Genomic DNA, 584 nt, shown 5'->3' on the forward strand with positions numbered 1-584 from the left:
CGACCTACTCGATCACCGTCAAGGCCAAGCCGGCTATCGTCTCGCCGGCGGCCGGGCGTCTGTCCGACGCCAAGGTGGGCGAAACCTACAGCCAGAGCTTCAGCGTCGCCGACGGCACCATCGTCTCGACCAGCGCTCTACCGGCCGGCCTGACCATGGACTTCGCCACCGGCACGCTCTCCGGCACGCCGACACAAAGTGGCATGAAGGCCTTCGACCTCACCATCCAGGATGCCGGCGGCCAGACCGTCGTCGTGAGCTACTCGCTCTACATCAAGCCTGCTGCGGTGATCTTCTCGCCGGCCGCCGGCGAGCTGCCGACGGCCAAGGTCGGCGAACCCTACAGCCAGACCATCACCGTCACCGGCGGCACCCTTCGCTCAATCGGAACGCTGCCGGCGGGCCTGACGATGGACCTTGCCACCGGCATCATCTCTGGCACCCCGACGGCGGCTGGCAGCATCAGCTTCGAGGTCACGGCCATCGACGGCGAGAAGGAGCCCGTCTCGGCGACCTACTCGATCACCGTCAAGGCCAAGCCGGCTATCGTCTCGCCGGCGGCCGGGCGTCTGTCCGACGCCAAG

General features: G+C 67.6%; 1 protein-coding gene. It reads left to right on the top strand.

The genetic code is table 11. The annotated features are described in order from the left end of the window. Positions 1-584, top strand: a 584-nt coding sequence (locus C0R46_RS20610; RefSeq protein ID WP_114348495.1) for a putative Ig domain-containing protein, incomplete at both ends; no start/stop codon positions are given.

Origin of the sequence: Mangrovicella endophytica, from assembly GCF_002893625.1 — a bacterium.
Lineage (GTDB): Bacteria > Pseudomonadota > Alphaproteobacteria > Rhizobiales > Rhizobiaceae > Mangrovicella > Mangrovicella endophytica.